General features: G+C 66.5%; 2 protein-coding genes. Both read left to right on the top strand.

Annotated features, from left to right (window positions below; genetic code table 11):
- On the top strand, positions 1-262 hold a 262-nt coding region (locus tag AC1D0P_RS27560; RefSeq protein ID WP_477679638.1), incomplete at its 5' end, for a hypothetical protein.
- Positions 259-562, top strand: a 304-nt coding sequence (locus tag AC1D0P_RS27555) for a GntR family transcriptional regulator (RefSeq protein WP_477679637.1), incomplete at its 3' end; no start/stop codon positions are given. The genes AC1D0P_RS27560 and AC1D0P_RS27555, both read left to right, overlap by 4 nt.

The following is a 562-nucleotide window of genomic DNA, read 5'->3' as shown; positions in this document are numbered from 1 at the left end:
CGAATTCGCCTCGACCGGCGACGAGACCGCCATGCGCATCCTGCGGCAAGCAGCTGCGGACATCGATGCCTCGCTCGACAGGGTGGCAGAGCTGACCAGCGGCGGCAGGCTCTGCCTGCTGGGCGGACTGGCCGGGCTTTATCCGTCTTTCCTGGCGGAGCGGCATCGCGAACGGCTTGTCCAACCGATTGCCGATGCGCTTACCGGCGCGATCGCGCTTGCTCGCGCCGCTTTCTCCGACCGACGCGAGGTTGCCGAATGAGTGACGCGCTTTCCGCTATCCTGTCGCCGGACGAATTGCAGTATGTCGGTTCCGGCCCGCTTTACATCAAGCTCCGGCAGAGCCTGGAAGATGCGATCCGCACCGGCAAGCTCAGCCATGGCCAGGCATTGCCGCCGGAGCGCGACCTCGCCGAATTCGCCTCGACCGGCGACGAGACCGCCATGCGCATCCTGCGGCAAGCAGCTGCGGACATCGATGCCTCGCTCGACAGGGTGGCAGAGCTGACCAGCGGCGGCAGGCTCTGCCTGCTGGGCGGACTGGCCGGGCTTTATCCGTCTT

It is taken from the genome of Polaromonas sp. P1_G2 (assembly GCF_056405515.1).
This window is presented reverse-complemented; position numbering and strand designations above follow the sequence as displayed.